The organism is Serratia sp. LS-1, from assembly GCF_003719595.1.
GTDB lineage: Bacteria > Pseudomonadota > Gammaproteobacteria > Enterobacterales > Enterobacteriaceae > Serratia > Serratia ureilytica.
The window spans coordinates 4,142,007-4,156,983 of the sequence record NZ_CP033504.1 but is presented as its reverse complement, the minus strand read 5'-3'; the positions used below and the strand labels follow the sequence as shown (position 1 = coordinate 4,156,983).

The window sequence follows — 14,977 nt, the reverse complement described above, 5'->3', positions numbered from 1 at the left end:
TGCAGAAAATCGCCCGCGGCTGGCGACGCTTGTTAAAAGAAAGTAAATTACTGTTCATGCGCGTTGCGGCCGAGCTTGCCCTTAACGCACAATGTGATCAAGATCGAATTTGGTCAGCGTTTGAGCGCCAACGAGCCGTGCGTTACGCCAATCATTTTTTCGGTTGCCCTGTCCGCGCCTGGGCAACCTCTTTGAGGCAATCATGGATAAACACCTGCAAAAACCTAAAATTCTGAAAGTGGAAACGGTCGCGCGTTCGCGTTTGTTCAACGTCGAGTCGGTCGATTTGGAATTCAGCAACGGTGTGCGGCGGGTGTATGAGCGCATGCGGCCTTCGGATCGCGAAGCGGTGATGATTGTGCCGGTGATTGGCGATGACCTGCTGCTGATCCGCGAATATGCGGTGGGCACTGAATCCTATGAGCTCGGCTTCCCGAAAGGGTTGATCGATCCCGGCGAGGGGGTGCTGGAGGCGGCCAACCGCGAGCTGATGGAAGAGGTGGGATTCGGCGCCAGACGCTTTGATTTCCTCAGCCAGCTGACGATGGCGCCATCCTACTTTTCCAGCAAAATGAATATCGTGCTGGCGCACGATCTCTACCCGCAGAGCCTGGAGGGGGACGAACCGGAACCCCTGCCGCAGGTGCGCTGGCCGATCGCCAACATGATGGCGCTGCTGGCGGAACCGGATTTCCGTGAGGCGCGCAACGTCAGCGCGCTGTTCCTCTCCGAGGCGTTTCTGCGCGCTTCGCGCTGAGACGCTTCACGCCTCATAAAAAAAGGGCCAGATTTCTCTGGCCCTTTTCGATCAGAACAGCTCGTGGCTTTCGCCACCCGGATCGGTCAGCGTGGTGCCGGTATCGCGCGATGGGTAGTCCGTCGGCTGCGTTCCTTCGATAAAGTACTCGGAGCGGCTGCCGCCGCCACCGCCAGAGAGCTTGCCGCTGCTCTTGTCGATGGTGACGCTGATGATGCCCGGCGGCGGCGTGACTTTCTGCTCCGGAATGCCTTCCAGCGCGATCTTCATGAAGTCGTCCCACGCCGGCTGGGCGCTCTTGGCACCGCCTTCGCCGCCGGAAATCTGATCCGGGATGGCGCCGGACACTGTCGAACGGCCCAGATCGCGGCGGTGATCGTCGAAGCCGATCCACACCGACGTCACGGTATCCGGGCCATAGCCGGAGAACCAGGCGTCTTTGGAACTGTTGGTGGTACCGGTTTTGCCGCCGATATCATGACGTTTCAGATCGCGCCCGGCGCGCCAGGCGGTGCCCATCCAACCCGGTTCACCGAAGATGTTGCTGTTCAGCGCGTCGTGGATCAGGAAGGCCAGCGGCGTGCTGATCACGTGTGGCGCATACTGTTGGTCGCCGTCCTGCTGCACCTGAGCCGGGGTTACCTGCTCCAACTGCGGCATCGGCACCGTGCTGTTGCTGCCTTCCTGCGAGGTGGCGACGTTTTCGATGTTGTCATCGGACAGCACGGCCGAACGGTGAGTATCACCGTAGATGACCGGCAGGTTGCAGCTGCTGCAAACCACTTTAGGTTTGGCTTCGAACACCGTATTGCCGTTGTCGTCTTCAATTTTGGTGATGAAGTACGGATCGACCAGATAACCGCCGTTCGCCAGCACCGCGTAACCGCGCACCAGCTGCATCGGGGTGAAGGAAGCGGAGCCCAGCGCCAGCGATTCGGTATGCACGATGTTCTGTGCCGGGAAGCCGAAACGCTGCAGATATTCCGCCGCGTAGTCGACGCCCATCGCACGCATCGCGCGCACCATCACCACGTTCTTCGACTGCCCCAGCCCTTGACGCAGACGAATCGGGCCATCGTAGGTCGGCGGCGAGTTCTTCGGCCGCCAGTCGGTGCCGGCGCCGGCATCCCAACGGGTGATCGGCAAGTCGTTCAGGATGGTGGCCAGCGTCAGGCCTTTATCCATCGCGGCGGTATACAGGAACGGTTTGATGTTCGAGCCCACCTGACGCAGGGCCTGCGTGACGCGGTTGAACTTGCTCTGGTTGAAATCGAAGCCGCCGACCAGCGCTTTCACCGCGCCGTCGTTCGGGTTGATGGAAACCAGCGCCGAGTTGACGTCCGGCACCTGCGACAGCCACCAGGCCTCGTTCACTTTACGCACCCAGACCTGCTGGCCTGGCTGCACCACGTCGGTGACGCGTTTCGGCGTTGGGCCTTGCTGAGTGTCTGAACGGTATGGGCGCGCCCAGCGCATGGTGGCCATCGGCAGGGCAATGCTGCTGCCGTCGGCCAGCATCGCCGTCGCTTCCTGCGGGTTGGCGGCGGTGATGACCGCCGGCGCCAGCGGGCCGTAGTTCGGCAGGTTTTTCAGCGAGTCGACAATCTGTTTGCGATCCCAGGCCGCTTCGCCGACTTTCCACAGCACGTTTGACGGGCCGCGATAGCCGTGGCGCATGTCATAGGCCAACACGTTATTGCGCACCGATTCCTGCGCCGCCAGCTGCAGCCGTTTGGTCACGGTGGTGTAAACCTTATAACCGTCGGTATAGGCGTTTTCACCGTAGCGCTTGATCATCTCCTGACGCACCATCTCGGAGAGATACGGGGCGGAGAAGCTGATTTCCGGTGCATGGTAGTTGGCGACCAAATCTTCAGAACGCGCCTGATCGTACTGCGCCTGCGTGATGTAGTGTTCGTCCAGCATGCGCGACAGCACTACGTTGCGACGGGCAACGGCGCGATCGTGCGAATAGAGCGGGTTGAAGGTGGACGGCGCTTTCGGCAGGCCGGCGATGGTCGCCATCTCGCTCAGGGTGAGCTGGCTGACGTCCTTGCCGAAATAGACCTGCGCGGCGGCGCCCACGCCGTAAGCGCGATAACCCAGGTAGATCTTGTTCAGATACAGCTCAAGGATTTCATCTTTGGTCAGCATCTGCTCGATGCGTACCGCCAGAAAGGCTTCCTTGATTTTACGCATCAGGGTGCGTTCCGGGCTTAAGAAGAAGTTACGCGCCAGCTGTTGGGTAATGGTGCTGGCCCCCTGGGAAGCGTGGCCGGAGACCAACGCGATGGAGGCCGCGCGGAAGATGCCGACCGGATCGACACCGTGGTGATCATAGAAGCGGCTGTCTTCGGTGGCGATAAATGCGTGCACCATCACCGGCGGAATTTGATCCAACTTCAGCGGAATGCGGCGCTTCTCGCCGTACTGGGCGATCAGTTCGCCATCGGCGCTGTAAACCTGCATCGGTATCTGCAGCCGCACGTCTTTCAGCGTTGCGACGTCGGGCAGCTGCGGCTCGACATATTTGTACAAGCCGAAAATCGAGGCTGCTCCCAGCACGATGCAACATACTGCAAGGATTAGTAAATACTTTACGAACTTCACCTGAGATTTCCCATTTCTAAGTCATTTGGGCAGTTTATAAACAACCGCGCGGTAGTATAAAGGCAAGCCTGCGACATGGATATGTTCTTTTATCATCGGATGTTATGGAGGCTTGTGAAACATGTTCCCTCAAGCATGGCAGGTGGGGCTGGATATACAAATCGACTGCGTGCGGGCGCTGGCGGTCCAACGCCGCCGCAACGGCTGGCAACTGCGTCACTGGTGGCAACAGACGCTGCCGCAGGCGGTTTTACGCGACGGCTGCCTGGCACCTTCCGAAGCCCTGATCCGGGCGCTGCGGCAATGGCGCGTCCAACTGCCGCGACATATTTCCTTACGCATTGCCCTGCCGGCGCAGCGGGTGTTGCAACAGTGCATGGCGCAGCCGGACGCGCGGCTGCGCGAGCCGGAACGCAGCGACTATATCGTTGGCCACGGCGTGAAGCAGTTCCCACTCGACGGCCAGACGCTGGCGCTCGACTATCGCGCCGCGCCGGCGGAGGGGGCGGCGCTGCTGTTGACCGCCGCGCGGCGGCAGGAGCTGCAGCAGTGGCTGCACTGTCTGCGCCAGGCGGGCCTGCATCCGCAAGCGGTCGATATTACGCCCTGCGCGCTGCGGATGATGGCGACGGCGGCGGGCGTGCCGCACACCGCAGGGCTGATGCATCGTCTCGAGCGAGAATGGCTGTGGGTGGCGCCGGCCGACGGCGCGTTCGCGTTCGGGCTGACGCCGGGCGACGATGACGCGCAGGCGCTGCGGGCGCTGCAAGCCCAGACGCCGACGGACGATGATCGACCGGTCTATGCCGGCAGCGTGCTGGCAGGAGCCTTGCCCGTCGGCTGCCTTTCCTGGTCGCCGCTCAGCGCCTTCACGCAGCTGCGTCCGCCGTTGCCCGTGCATCCCTCAGCGTTTACGTTGGCCGGCGGTCTGGCGCTGCGCGAGGAGGACCGCTGATGTACCAGGTCAACTTTTTGCCCTGGCGGCAACGTCGCGATCGGCGGCGCGGCTGCTTCTGGCTGGGCGTGTTGCTGTTGCAGGTAACGGTGCTGTTGCTGGCAGGGGGCCTCGTCGCCGGCCAACTGCGTCATCAACAGGCGCAGCGTCAGGAGCGGCTGGCGCTGTTGGAAGAAGAGCTGGCGGCAGTGACGCTGCTCGTCCGTCAGCAGCAGCAGGAACGGGCGCAACGGGCGCGATACAGCGCCCTCGCTGAACGGCAGGCGCGCAATGCCCAACATAACCGGCGTTATTTGCAACTGCTGCAGCAACTCTCCTCCTGCCTCCCCCCACCGCTGTGGCTCACGGCGTTGGACAGCGATGCGGCGAACGGCCTGCGGCTGCGTGGATTGAGCCGTTCTCCTGCCGCCATTTCGCAGTTCGAACGGCGGCTGGCGGGGATGCCCGCGTTACCGCGGCTGCGTTTGGCGGAGGTGGCGCAACGCGACGACGGCCTGTACGCCTTTCATCTGGTGGCGCAGTGGGGGCGTGATGGATAACCGTCTGCCATCCGGGCTGCGCTTCTTGCTGGGCCTGTCGGGCCGGCGATTGCTGGCCGCGCAATGGCTGGGCATAGGCACGTTGGCGTTGTTGGGCGGGGGCTGGATGCTGCAAGACGAATGGCGTCAGCGGGAAAGTGCGACAGAGCGGCAACAGCGCCTGCTGCAACAGATCGCCGTGGCGCAGCGCCAACTGGACGAGGCGCCGGTCGCCCTGATGCCGCCGACGCCGCTCGCTCCGGCCGCCACCGGCGATCTGACGAACGGGCTGCAACGTGCGGGGGGCGCCTTATTGCGCTGGCAGCGGCAGGAAAAACCACCGCGGCAGACGCTGAGCTTGCGCATTGACTACCCCGGTTTGTTGGCGCTGCTGGAGGCGCTGCCCGCCGATTTGCGTCTCGAACAATTGAGCGTGGAGACGCCGCCGCAGGGCATGACGGCGCGGTTGGTTTTACAGGATGCCGCCGAGGAGCTGGCCGATGAGTAAAAGATCCGGCCGTTGGTGGTGGCTGCTATGGCCGTGGGCCTTATGCGCCGAACCGCGCGACCCGTTTGCGCCGCCTCCGATGCCTGCTTGCGCCCAGACAGAGACATCCCCGGCGGGCTGGCGATTGAAAGGCGTCATCGGGCAACCGATGCAGCGCTATGGCTGGGTGGTGACGCCGGCGGGGCAATGGTTGCGCCTGCGGCCGCAACAACGGGTGCTTGCCGAGCGCTGGCAGGTGACGCAGGTGCAGGCGCGCAGCCTGACGTTGAAGGCGCTGACGGCCGAACCGGAGTGCCCGGCGAGCCGCGACGACATATCGCTGATGATCGACGACAAGGATGACAAATCATGAAAGGACGCGCTGGACTGGGCTTGGCGCTAGGGTGTTTGGCGCTCGGCACCGCGCAGGCTCAGGATAAACAGATAATCTCATTGGAGTTTCAGGATGCGCCGGTCACGGTCATCCTGCAGGCCTTGGCGGATTATCGGCAGATGAACCTGATCGCCGCGCCGGGCGTGAGCGGCAACCTGACGCTGCGGCTGGAGGATGTGCCCTGGCCCCAGGCGCTGGCGCTGACCCTGCGTATGGGCAAACTGACGATGACGCGGGAGGGTAACGTGATGCTGATCTCCCCGGAGCCGGATGCGCGGGAAAAAAGACAGCTGCAAGAGGCGCTGGCGCAGCGGCAACCCTTGCACAGCCTGACGATGACCGTGCAAAACGGCGATGCGGCGGAAATTGCCGAAAGCCTCAACGCCCAACGTGGCGCGTTGCTGAGCGAGCGTGGCAGCGTGTTGGCGGATAAACGCACCAATACGCTGCTGCTGCGCGACACCGCGCCGATTGTGGCGCAGTTGAAAAAGCGGATAACGGAAATGGATGCGCCGCTGGCACAGGTGCAACTGGCGGCGCATATCGTGACCATCAACAGCGAAAGCCTGCGTGAGCTCGGCGTGCGTTGGGGATTGGCGCCCGACGACAGGCCGGCGTGGCCGCTGCGGCCGGGCAATATCGGCGTTAACCTGCCGTTGGAGCGCAGCGCGGTGAACGCCGGTTTCCATCTGGCGCGCATCAGCGGGCGTTTGCTGAGCCTGGAGCTGACGGCGCTGGAGCAGGAAAATCAGGTGGAGATCATCGCCAGCCCGCGTCTCCTGACGGCGCATCTGCAAACCGCCAGCATCAAGCAAGGGACGGAGATCCCTTATGAAGTGTCCAGCGGCGCCAGCGGTGCGACCGCCATCGAGTTTAAAGAGGCGGTGCTGGGCATGGAGGTGACGCCGAAGGTGTTGCCGGACGGGCGCATCACGCTGACGCTGCAGATCAGCCAAAATATGCCGGGGCGCGCCATCAGCCGAGGGGCCGGAGAGGCGTTGACCATCGATAAACAGGAGATTAAGACGCAGATCACGGTGAAAAACGGCGAAACCCTGGTGCTCGGCGGCATTTTTCAACGGCATCGCGGCAAGACGGCGGACAAGGTGCCGGGACTGGGGGATGCGCCGCTGCTGGGGGGCTTGTTCCGGCAGAGCGGCGCACAACAGAAAAAACGCGAGCTGGTGATCTTTATTACGCCAACCCTGATTAAGGGATAAGCGGCGGCCTGTCGGCCGGGCGGCAAATCGCCTAAAGTTGATGAGCAGATACACTTTTTTATCCCCTTGGGGGGATCTGCGTTTGACGCTGCGGCCGATTTAGCTTACAAGGGTTACCGAATTGAGCACCGAGGTTTTTTGTTAGCGCCAAGACGCCGTTAAAAACATATGGTTTCCCTCCCGCGGCGTGGATTGCGATTTATTCGGTTGCCAAACTACCAAGAGTGTTGAGATAATTTTTCGTCTGATCTCGCACTATCGCTCATGAGGTTTCAGTTTAGGTCCCGCCGCTGATTTGATTGGCGGGGCGGGTTAACATTAACGAATTGTCTTAGTAATACCGAAAAACATGGCAGAGAAACGCAATATCTTTCTGGTTGGGCCTATGGGTGCCGGCAAAAGCACTATTGGCCGTCAGTTAGCTCAGCAACTCAATATGGAGTTCTTCGACTCCGATCAAGAAATTGAGCGACGTACCGGAGCTGACGTGGGCTGGGTATTCGACGTGGAAGGGGAAGAAGGTTTCCGCGATCGTGAAGAAAAAGTCATTAATGAACTGACGGAAAAACAAGGGATTGTGTTGGCGACCGGCGGCGGTTCGGTGAAGTCGCGCGAAACGCGCAACCGTCTGTCCGCGCGCGGCGTGGTGGTTTATCTCGAAACCACGATCGAAAAGCAGTTGGCTCGTACCCAGCGTGATAAAAAACGCCCGCTGCTGCAGGTTGATTCTCCGCCGCGTGAAGTGCTGGAAGCTTTGGCGAAAGAGCGCAATCCGTTGTATGAAGAGATTGCCGATGTCACCATTCGCACCGACGATCAGAGCGCTAAAGTGGTTGCCAACCAGATCATCAACATGCTGGAAAGCAACTGATTGCTGATTTTCGCGTTCGCCGTCGGCCAATGCGGAAAACTGATTTGTGTTCCCCGCCGTTGCGGGGATCAACCACCGCCGTACCATACAGAGAACTAAGCGCGACATGGAGAGAATTACTGTAACGCTTGGGGAGCGCAGCTACCCGATTACCATCGCCGCCGGATTGTTTGACGATCCGGCTTCTTTTATGCCGTTAAAGGCGGGTGAACAAGCGATGTTGGTCACCAACCAGACCCTGGCGCCGCTCTATCTGGAGCGTGTCCGGCAGGTGCTGGAGCAGAGCGGCGTCGTGGTGGATCAGGTGATTCTTCCCGATGGTGAGCAGTACAAATCTCTGGCGGTGTTGGAGCAGGTGTTTTCGGCGCTGCTCGAAAAACCGCACGGGCGCGATACCACGCTGATCGCGCTCGGTGGCGGCGTTGTCGGCGATCTGACCGGCTTTGCCGCCGCGTGCTACCAACGCGGCGTGCGCTTCATTCAGGTTCCCACCACGCTGCTGTCGCAGGTGGACTCCTCCGTGGGCGGCAAGACCGCCGTCAACCACCCGCTCGGCAAAAACATGATCGGCGCTTTCTATCAACCCGCTTCGGTAGTGGTTGATCTGGATTGCCTGAAAACGCTGCCGACGCGTGAACTCTCTTCCGGCCTGGCCGAAGTCATCAAATACGGGATCATCCTCGATCGCGAGTTTTTCGTCTGGTTGGAACATAACATCGATGCGCTGATGGCGTTGGATATGCAGGCGTTGGCCTACTGTATTCGCCGCTGCTGCGAGCTGAAGGCCGAGGTGGTGGCCGCAGACGAACGCGAAAGCGGTCTGCGCGCCCTGCTGAATCTGGGCCATACTTACGGCCATGCTATCGAAGCCGAGATGGGCTACGGCGTGTGGCTGCACGGTGAGGCGGTGGCTGCGGGCATGGTGATGGCGGCGGAAACCGCGCACCGTCTCGGCCAGTTCTCCGTTGAAGACATCGAGCGCATCAAAGCGCTGCTGCTGCGCGCCGGCTTGCCGGTCTGCGGGCCGCAGGAAATGACGCCGGAATCCTACTTGCCGCACATGTTGCGCGACAAGAAAGTGCTGGCGGGGGAACTGCGTTTGGTGTTGCCGACCGCGATCGGTGCGGCGGAAGTGCGCGGCGGCGTAGGGCATGAGCTGGTGCTGGCGTCGATCGCCGCCTGCTTGCCTGAGCGGAAGCGTAATTAAATCGGACTAAGTAACAGTGGCTTAGCCGCCATTAGCATCTATATTAATACAGTGAGCAGAGCACGACGGGTGTCGCTTTGCCATCATCGGGTTAATCCGCCCGTGCCACGGTAGGTCTACGGTGGTGGGCTTTTGCCTCTAGTTGGAGGGTTTCAGATGGACGAGTTTAAACCGGAAGACGATCTCAGACCTGATAGCAGCGATCGTCGTCCTACGCGTTCGCGCAAGCCGGCCGCCGCGCCGCGCTTCGCCGTTTCGCGCCAGCATTTGATGATTGGCATCGGCATTTTGGTGCTGCTGCTGCTGATTATCGGCATCGGTTCAGCCCTGAAGGCGCCGACCAAACATGAAGCGGCTCAGGAGAGCGGCGCGCAAAACGGCGCGGCCCGCGATATCAACCTGTCCGGTTCTTCGTCGCTGACCACCGCCAATAACGGCGTGCCGGGCGGCACGACGGATACCCACGATAATAACGGCGTGAGCGCGACTCAGCCGCAGCAACCGCAGAACGTCAGCGTTCCGCCGATCTCCGGCACGCCGACCGAAGCGCAAACGCAGCCTCAGCAAGGCGGTGCGCAGCAGCGCGTCGATTTGCCGGGCAACATGGCGGATGCGCTGTCGCAGCAGCAGGGGCAGGTGGATGCCGCTACGCAGGGCATGACCGGCGCAGCGTCGACGTTGCCGACCGCACCGGCAACGGTGATGAGCGGCGCCGCAGCGCGCGAAGCGACGCGTCCTGTGCAGGGCACTGCCCCGCAACAGCATAAAACGCCGGCGAAAACCGCCGCCGCCAAACCGACCGCAACGCAGCATAAATCACCGACTACGGTGTATACGCCGCCGGCCAAGCCGTCTTCCACCGCGAAAGCGGGAGCGGTCGCCAGCAGTGGCAGTTCTGTGCAGTCTGCGCCGGGCAGCCACTATACCTTGCAACTGAGCAGCGCTTCGCGTTCCGATACGCTGAACGCCTATGCCAAACAGCAGAAGCTGCAGAATTACCTGGTGTACGCCACCAAGCGTGACGGCAAGCCGTGGTACGTGCTGGTGAGCGGCAACTATGCGTCTTCTGCGGAAGCGAAGCGCGCCATTGCTTCGTTGCCGGCCGATGTGCAGGCGAAAAAACCATGGGTTCGACCTGTACACCAAGTGCAGCAAGATCTTAAAAAATAAATCATTTAAATTTGTGCGCTGATGTGCTGTCTGAAACAGAGTACAATCCGCCGCTCTGAATTGTATAAGTAGCTAATTGACGGCATGAAGAAAAACCGCGCTTTTTTAAAATGGGCTGGTGGAAAATACCCGCTGGTAGATGAGATTCGTCGCCATCTGCCGGCGGGAGACTGCTTAATCGAGCCCTTCGTGGGTGCGGGATCCGTCTTTCTGAATACGGATTACGACGCCTACATTCTCGCCGACATCAATAGCGATCTTATCAACCTGTATAACATCGTTAAGCTGCGCACGGATGACTTCGTGCGCGATGCCCGCACGCTTTTCGCCGATGAATTCAATAACTCGGATCAGTTTTACCTGCTGCGAGAAGAGTTCAATACTAGCACCGAGCCTTACCGCCGGGCGCTGCTGTTCCTGTACCTGAACCGTCACTGCTATAACGGCCTGTGCCGCTATAACCTGCGCGGCGAGTTCAATGTGCCGTTTGGCCGGTACAAGAAACCGTACTTCCCGGAAGAAGAGCTCTACTGGTTTGCTGAAAAATCGCGCAATGCCACTTTTGTCTGTGAGCATTACCGCGATACCATGGCGAAGGCTGCAGCCGGCGCCGTGGTGTATTGCGATCCGCCTTATGCGCCGCTGTCGGCGACGGCGAATTTCACCGCTTACCACACCAACAGCTTCAGCATCGCCGATCAGCAGAGCCTGGCGCATCTGGCGCATCAGCTCTCGGTAGAGAGCCGGGTGCCGGTATTGATTTCCAATCACGATACCGAGCTGACGCGCGACTGGTACCAGCATGCTGCGCTGTATGTGGTGAAAGCGCGCCGCACGATCAGCCGCAATATTCTCGGCCGCAGCAAAGTGAACGAGCTTTTGGCGCTGTATCGCTAAGCCGGGGGCACCCCGGCGCATAACAACTCGACCCTACGTTTGGAGAAGCGGATGAAAAAGTTTTTGATTGCCCCGTCCATTCTGTCGGCAGATTTTGCCCGGTTAGGTGAAGATACCGCTAACGTGCTGGCCGCAGGCGGCGACGTGGTGCACTTCGACGTCATGGACAACCACTACGTGCCCAATCTGACCATCGGTCCGATGGTGTGCGAAGCGCTGCGCAACTACGGCATTACCGCGCCGATTGACGTGCATCTGATGGTCAAGCCGGTGGACCGCATCGTGCCTGACTTCGCCAAGGCCGGCGCGTCTTATATCTCTTTCCACCCTGAAGCCTCCGAACATGTCGATCGCACCATTCAGCTGATCAAAGAGCACGGCTGTAAGGCCGGCCTGGTGTTCAACCCGGCGACCCCGCTGAGCTATCTTGATTACGTGATGGATAAAATCGACGTGATCCTGCTGATGTCGGTCAACCCGGGCTTCGGCGGCCAGTCGTTCATCCACGGCACGCTCGACAAGCTGCGCCAGGTGCGCAAACTGATCGACGACAGCGGCCGCGATATCCGTCTCGAAGTCGACGGCGGGGTGAAGGTGGACAACATCGCCGAAATCGCCGCCGCGGGCGCCGATATGTTTGTCGCCGGTTCCGCCATCTTTGGCCAGCCGGACTACCGCAAGGTGATCGACGAAATGCGCAGCGAGCTGGCGAAGGTTTCCCATGGCTGATTTCGGCGCGATCCGCGCACTGGCCTTCGATCTTGACGGTACGCTGGTCGACAGCGCGCCGGGCCTCGCGGCCGCCATCGATATGGCGCTGGAAGAGAGGGGGCTGCCGCAAGCGGGTGAAGAGCGAGTTGGCACCTGGATCGGCAACGGCGCCGACGTGCTGGTGCAGCGCGCGCTGCGCTGGGCGGAAGCGGAAGACACGCCGGAGCAGTGCAGCCGGCTGCGTGAGCGCTTCGATCATTTCTACGCGCAGACTGTTGACAGCGGCAGCCGCCTGTTCCCGCAGGTGCAAGAGACGCTGGCCCGCCTGGCCGCGCACGGTTACCCGATGGCATTGGTGACCAATAAGCCGACGCCGTTCGTGGCGCCGCTGCTGGCATCGCTGGGCATTGGCGAGTATTTTTCGCTGGTGATTGGCGGCGACGACGTGACGGAAAAGAAACCTCACCCGGCGCCGTTGTATCTGGTGCTCGGCAAGCTTGGGTTGCGAGCGCATGAACTGCTGTTCGTCGGCGATTCGCGCAACGATATTCAAGCCGCTCAGGGGGCCGGTTGCCCGAGCGTCGGTTTTACCTACGGTTATAACTACGGCGAATCGATCGCCCTGAGCCACCCCGATCGGGTGTTGGAGCGCTTCGCCGATTTGTTGCCCGCTCTTGGGCTGTCATCTTTAGAGAATCAGGAAATTTAAACATGAGTAAGCCCATCGTATTTAGCGGCGCGCAGCCGTCCGGCGAACTGACCATCGGCAACTACATGGGTGCGCTGCGTCAGTGGGTGCAGATGCAGGACGACTACGACTGCATCTACTGCATCGTCGATCTGCATGCCATCACCGTGCGCCAAGACGCCGAAAAGCTGCGCAAAGCCACGCTGGATACGCTGGCGCTGTATCTGGCCTGCGGTATCGATCCGGAAAAAAGCACCATCTTCGTGCAGTCGCACGTGCCTGAGCACACGCAGCTGAGCTGGGTGCTGAACTGCTACACCTATTTCGGCGAACTGAGCCGCATGACGCAGTTCAAAGACAAATCCGCACGCTACGCGGAGAACATCAACGCCGGGCTGTTCAGCTATCCGGTGCTGATGGCGGCGGACATCCTGCTGTATCAAACTAATCAGGTGCCGGTGGGCGAAGACCAGAAACAACACCTGGAACTGAGCCGCGACGTGGGCCAGCGTTTCAACGCGCTGTACGGCGACGTGTTCAAAGTGCCGGAGCCGTTTATTCCTAAATCCGGCGCACGCGTGATGTCGCTGCAGGAACCGACCAAGAAGATGTCCAAGTCGGACGATAACCGCAACAACGTGATCGGCCTGCTGGAAGATCCGAAAGCGGTGACCAAAAAGATCAAACGCGCAATGACCGACTCGGAAGAGCCACCTGTCGTGCGTTACGACGTGGTCAACAAGGCGGGCGTCTCCAACCTGTTGGACATCCTCGCCGGCGTCACCGGCAAGAGCATCGCGCAGCTGGAAGCCGAGTTCGAAGGCCAAATGTACGGCCACCTGAAAGGCGCGGTGGCGGAAGCCGTCTCCGGCATGCTGGCTGAGCTGCAGGAGCGTTACCACCGCTTCCGCAACGACGAAGCCTACCTGCAGCAGGTGATGCGCGACGGCGCCGCCAAGGCTCGCGCACGCGCGCAGGAAACCCTGGCGAAGGTTTATCAGGCCGTCGGTTTCGTACCGCCGCAGGCGTAACGCCGGCGCAAATAAAAAAAGCGGCCTTGGGCCGCTTTTTTTACGTCGGTATCACGCCATTTGCGCCAGGCCGGCGGGCGGGGCTTCGCTGGCGAACCAATTGAGCTTGCTGCGCAGGCTGACCACGCTGCCGACGATGATCAGGCTGGGGCTGGCGGCCTGCAGGGACAAGGCGCCCAGTTGGCCAAGCTCGCCTTCGATCACCCGCTGACGACAGGAAGTGCCGTTTTCCACCAGCGCCACCGGCGTGGCGGCCGGCAGCCCGTTCGCGATCAGCCGGCGCTGGATCTCCGCCGCCTGCGACAGCCCCATATAGAACACCAGCGTCTGTTGCCCGGCGGCCAGCGTCGCCCAGTCCAATCCACCGTCGGCCTTGGCGTGGCCGGTCACCAGACGCACGCTCTGCGCGTGGTCGCGGTGGGTGAGCGGGATGCCGCTGTAGGCGGAACAGCCGGAGGCGGCGGTGATGCCCGGCACCACCGAGAACGGCACGTCGGCGTCCGCCAGCGTTTCCAGCTCTTCGCCGCCGCGGCCGAAGATAAAGGGATCGCCGCCCTTCAGGCGCACCACGCGTTTGCCTTGCCGCGCTTGCTGCAGCAAGATGTGGTTGATCTGCTCCTGCGGCACGCAGTGATGGCCGGCGCGTTTGCCAACGAAGATGCGCTCGGCGTCGCGACGAACCAGCGTCATGATCTCTTCGGAGACCAGCCGGTCGTAAACCACCACGTCGGCCTGCTGGATCTGTTGCAGCCCTTTCAGCGTCAGCAGGCCGGCATCGCCCGGCCCGGCGCCCACCAGCACCACTTCACCGCGATCCTCCGGCCGTTCGCTGAACAGCTGTTCGAGCTGGCGTTCGGCCAGAGCCGCGTCGTCATTGGCCAGCGATTGCGCCAGCCGATCGTGAGCGAACAGCCGCTCCCAGAAGCGGCGGCGCGCGCCGAGGCTGCTGAAGCGCTGTTTCACCCGTTGACGCAGCGATCCGCCGAGCTGCGCCAGCTTGCCGAGGTGTTGCGGCAGCAGCGCTTCCAGCTTCTCGCGCAGCAACCGCGCCAACACCGGCGCTTTGCCGCCGGAGGACACCGCCACCACGATCGGCGAACGATCGATGATCGACGGCATGATAAAGCTGGCGCGTTTCGGGTCATCGACCACGTTGCAGAACACCCGCTGCTGGTTGGCGCACTGGTACACCCGCGCGTTGACCTCCAGCCTATCGGTGGCGGCGATCACCAACCATTTTTCCGTCAGCAGGGCCGGGCTGAATTCGCCCTCGGCCAGCGTCAACAGGCCTTCTGCCGCCCACTGGTGGAACTGCGGGCTGAAGGCCAGGGCGTTGACGGTCAGCGCCGCGCCGGCGTCCAGCAGCAGGCGCGCCTTGCGTTCGGCGATTTCGCCGCCGCCGACCAGCAGGCAGGCTTTGTGTTGCAGTTGGCAGAAAATCGGCAGGTAGTCCATCGGCAT

At 61.4% G+C, this 14,977-nt stretch carries 15 protein-coding genes; 13 read left to right on the top strand and 2 right to left on the bottom strand.

The genetic code is table 11. The annotated features are described in order from the left end of the window. The first annotated feature begins 202 nt into the window (after positions 1–202). Positions 203–757, top strand: coding sequence for an ADP compounds hydrolase NudE (nudE, locus tag EDY99_RS19920; protein ID WP_123062012.1), 555 nt, complete (start codon positions 203–205; stop codon positions 755–757). Positions 758–808: 51 nt separating this feature from the next. Here the strand turns inward: nudE and mrcA are convergent, their stop codons facing one another. Beyond that, a complete protein-coding gene (gene mrcA, locus EDY99_RS19915; RefSeq protein ID WP_033645280.1) occupies positions 809–3,367 on the bottom strand; it encodes a peptidoglycan glycosyltransferase/peptidoglycan DD-transpeptidase MrcA in 2,559 nt (852 codons plus the stop codon). Positions 3,368–3,488: 121 nt separating this feature from the next. On the opposite strand from mrcA, the gene pilM reads away from it, so the two are divergent. From pilM to trpS, 12 genes are all read left to right on the top strand, one after another. Continuing rightward, the gene (gene pilM, locus EDY99_RS19910) at positions 3,489–4,322 is read left to right on the top strand and encodes a type IV pilus biogenesis protein PilM (protein ID WP_046687927.1); all 834 of its coding nucleotides are present in this window, start codon (positions 3,489–3,491) and stop codon (positions 4,320–4,322) included. After that, positions 4,322–4,861 carry a PilN domain-containing protein gene (locus EDY99_RS19905; protein WP_046687926.1) on the top strand — a complete coding sequence of 180 codons (540 nt, stop codon included), beginning with the start codon at positions 4,322–4,324 and terminating at the stop codon, positions 4,859–4,861. The genes pilM and EDY99_RS19905 overlap by 1 nt, the downstream gene beginning before the upstream one ends. Continuing rightward, a complete protein-coding gene (locus EDY99_RS19900) occupies positions 4,854–5,348 on the top strand; it encodes a hypothetical protein (RefSeq protein WP_033645277.1) in 495 nt (164 codons plus the stop codon). The genes EDY99_RS19905 and EDY99_RS19900 overlap by 8 nt, the downstream gene beginning before the upstream one ends. Continuing rightward, positions 5,341–5,700: a HofP DNA utilization family protein gene (locus EDY99_RS19895; RefSeq protein WP_123062011.1), complete on the top strand. Its 360-nt coding sequence runs from the start codon at positions 5,341–5,343 to the stop codon at positions 5,698–5,700. The genes EDY99_RS19900 and EDY99_RS19895 overlap by 8 nt, the downstream gene beginning before the upstream one ends. Next, complete coding sequence (gene hofQ, locus EDY99_RS19890) at positions 5,697–6,941, top strand: DNA uptake porin HofQ (RefSeq protein WP_123062010.1); 1,245 nt, start codon at positions 5,697–5,699, stop codon at positions 6,939–6,941. The genes EDY99_RS19895 and hofQ overlap by 4 nt, the downstream gene beginning before the upstream one ends. 349 nt (positions 6,942–7,290) lie before the next feature. Beyond that, positions 7,291–7,812 carry a shikimate kinase AroK gene (gene aroK / locus EDY99_RS19885; RefSeq protein WP_004391482.1) on the top strand — a complete coding sequence of 174 codons (522 nt, stop codon included), beginning with the start codon at positions 7,291–7,293 and terminating at the stop codon, positions 7,810–7,812. A gap of 106 nt (positions 7,813–7,918) precedes the next feature. Beyond that, positions 7,919–9,019, top strand: coding sequence for a 3-dehydroquinate synthase (gene aroB / locus EDY99_RS19880; RefSeq protein ID WP_046687922.1), 1,101 nt, complete (start codon positions 7,919–7,921; stop codon positions 9,017–9,019). A gap of 156 nt (positions 9,020–9,175) precedes the next feature. After that, positions 9,176–10,189: an SPOR domain-containing protein gene (locus tag EDY99_RS19875; RefSeq protein ID WP_033645274.1), complete on the top strand. Its 1,014-nt coding sequence runs from the start codon at positions 9,176–9,178 to the stop codon at positions 10,187–10,189. 84 nt (positions 10,190–10,273) lie between these two features. After that, on the top strand, positions 10,274–11,086 hold the full coding sequence (gene dam, locus EDY99_RS19870) for an adenine-specific DNA-methyltransferase (RefSeq protein ID WP_033651736.1): 813 nt from the start codon (positions 10,274–10,276) through the stop codon (positions 11,084–11,086). Between the two features lie 51 nt (positions 11,087–11,137). After that, complete coding sequence (gene rpe, locus EDY99_RS19865) at positions 11,138–11,815, top strand: ribulose-phosphate 3-epimerase (protein ID WP_019456160.1); 678 nt, start codon at positions 11,138–11,140, stop codon at positions 11,813–11,815. Then, the gene (locus tag EDY99_RS19860; protein WP_033645272.1) at positions 11,808–12,506 is read left to right on the top strand and encodes a phosphoglycolate phosphatase; all 699 of its coding nucleotides are present in this window, start codon (positions 11,808–11,810) and stop codon (positions 12,504–12,506) included. The genes rpe and EDY99_RS19860 overlap by 8 nt, the downstream gene beginning before the upstream one ends. Positions 12,507–12,508: 2 nt before the next feature. Next, the gene (gene trpS, locus EDY99_RS19855; protein ID WP_004930324.1) at positions 12,509–13,516 is read left to right on the top strand and encodes a tryptophan--tRNA ligase; all 1,008 of its coding nucleotides are present in this window, start codon (positions 12,509–12,511) and stop codon (positions 13,514–13,516) included. A 51-nt stretch (positions 13,517–13,567) separates the two neighbouring features. Here trpS and cysG read toward each other — a convergent pair whose 3' ends face one another. Further along, entirely contained in the window at positions 13,568–14,971 is a 1,404-nt protein-coding gene (gene cysG / locus EDY99_RS19850) for a siroheme synthase CysG (RefSeq protein WP_108682135.1), read from the bottom strand. Positions 14,972–14,977: the final 6 nt, after the last annotated feature.

Bases quoted from the DNA above. Each gene is read 5' to 3' on its own strand.
- cysG (WP_108682135.1), bottom strand. From the start codon at position 14,971: ATGGACTACCTGCCGATTTTCTGCCAACTGCAACACAAAGCCTGCCTG.
- nudE (WP_123062012.1), top strand. From the start codon at position 203: ATGGATAAACACCTGCAAAAACCTAAAATTCTGAAAGTGGAAACGGTC.
- pilM (WP_046687927.1), top strand. From the start codon at position 3,489: ATGTTCCCTCAAGCATGGCAGGTGGGGCTGGATATACAAATCGACTGC.
- EDY99_RS19900 (WP_033645277.1), top strand. From the start codon at position 4,854: ATGGATAACCGTCTGCCATCCGGGCTGCGCTTCTTGCTGGGCCTGTCG.
- EDY99_RS19860 (WP_033645272.1), top strand. From the start codon at position 11,808: ATGGCTGATTTCGGCGCGATCCGCGCACTGGCCTTCGATCTTGACGGT.
- aroB (WP_046687922.1), top strand. From the start codon at position 7,919: ATGGAGAGAATTACTGTAACGCTTGGGGAGCGCAGCTACCCGATTACC.
- rpe (WP_019456160.1), top strand. From the start codon at position 11,138: ATGAAAAAGTTTTTGATTGCCCCGTCCATTCTGTCGGCAGATTTTGCC.
- dam (WP_033651736.1), top strand. From the start codon at position 10,274: ATGAAGAAAAACCGCGCTTTTTTAAAATGGGCTGGTGGAAAATACCCG.
- EDY99_RS19895 (WP_123062011.1), top strand. From the start codon at position 5,341: ATGAGTAAAAGATCCGGCCGTTGGTGGTGGCTGCTATGGCCGTGGGCC.
- hofQ (WP_123062010.1), top strand. From the start codon at position 5,697: ATGAAAGGACGCGCTGGACTGGGCTTGGCGCTAGGGTGTTTGGCGCTC.
- aroK (WP_004391482.1), top strand. From the start codon at position 7,291: ATGGCAGAGAAACGCAATATCTTTCTGGTTGGGCCTATGGGTGCCGGC.
- EDY99_RS19875 (WP_033645274.1), top strand. From the start codon at position 9,176: ATGGACGAGTTTAAACCGGAAGACGATCTCAGACCTGATAGCAGCGAT.
- trpS (WP_004930324.1), top strand. From the start codon at position 12,509: ATGAGTAAGCCCATCGTATTTAGCGGCGCGCAGCCGTCCGGCGAACTG.
- EDY99_RS19905 (WP_046687926.1), top strand. From the start codon at position 4,322: ATGTACCAGGTCAACTTTTTGCCCTGGCGGCAACGTCGCGATCGGCGG.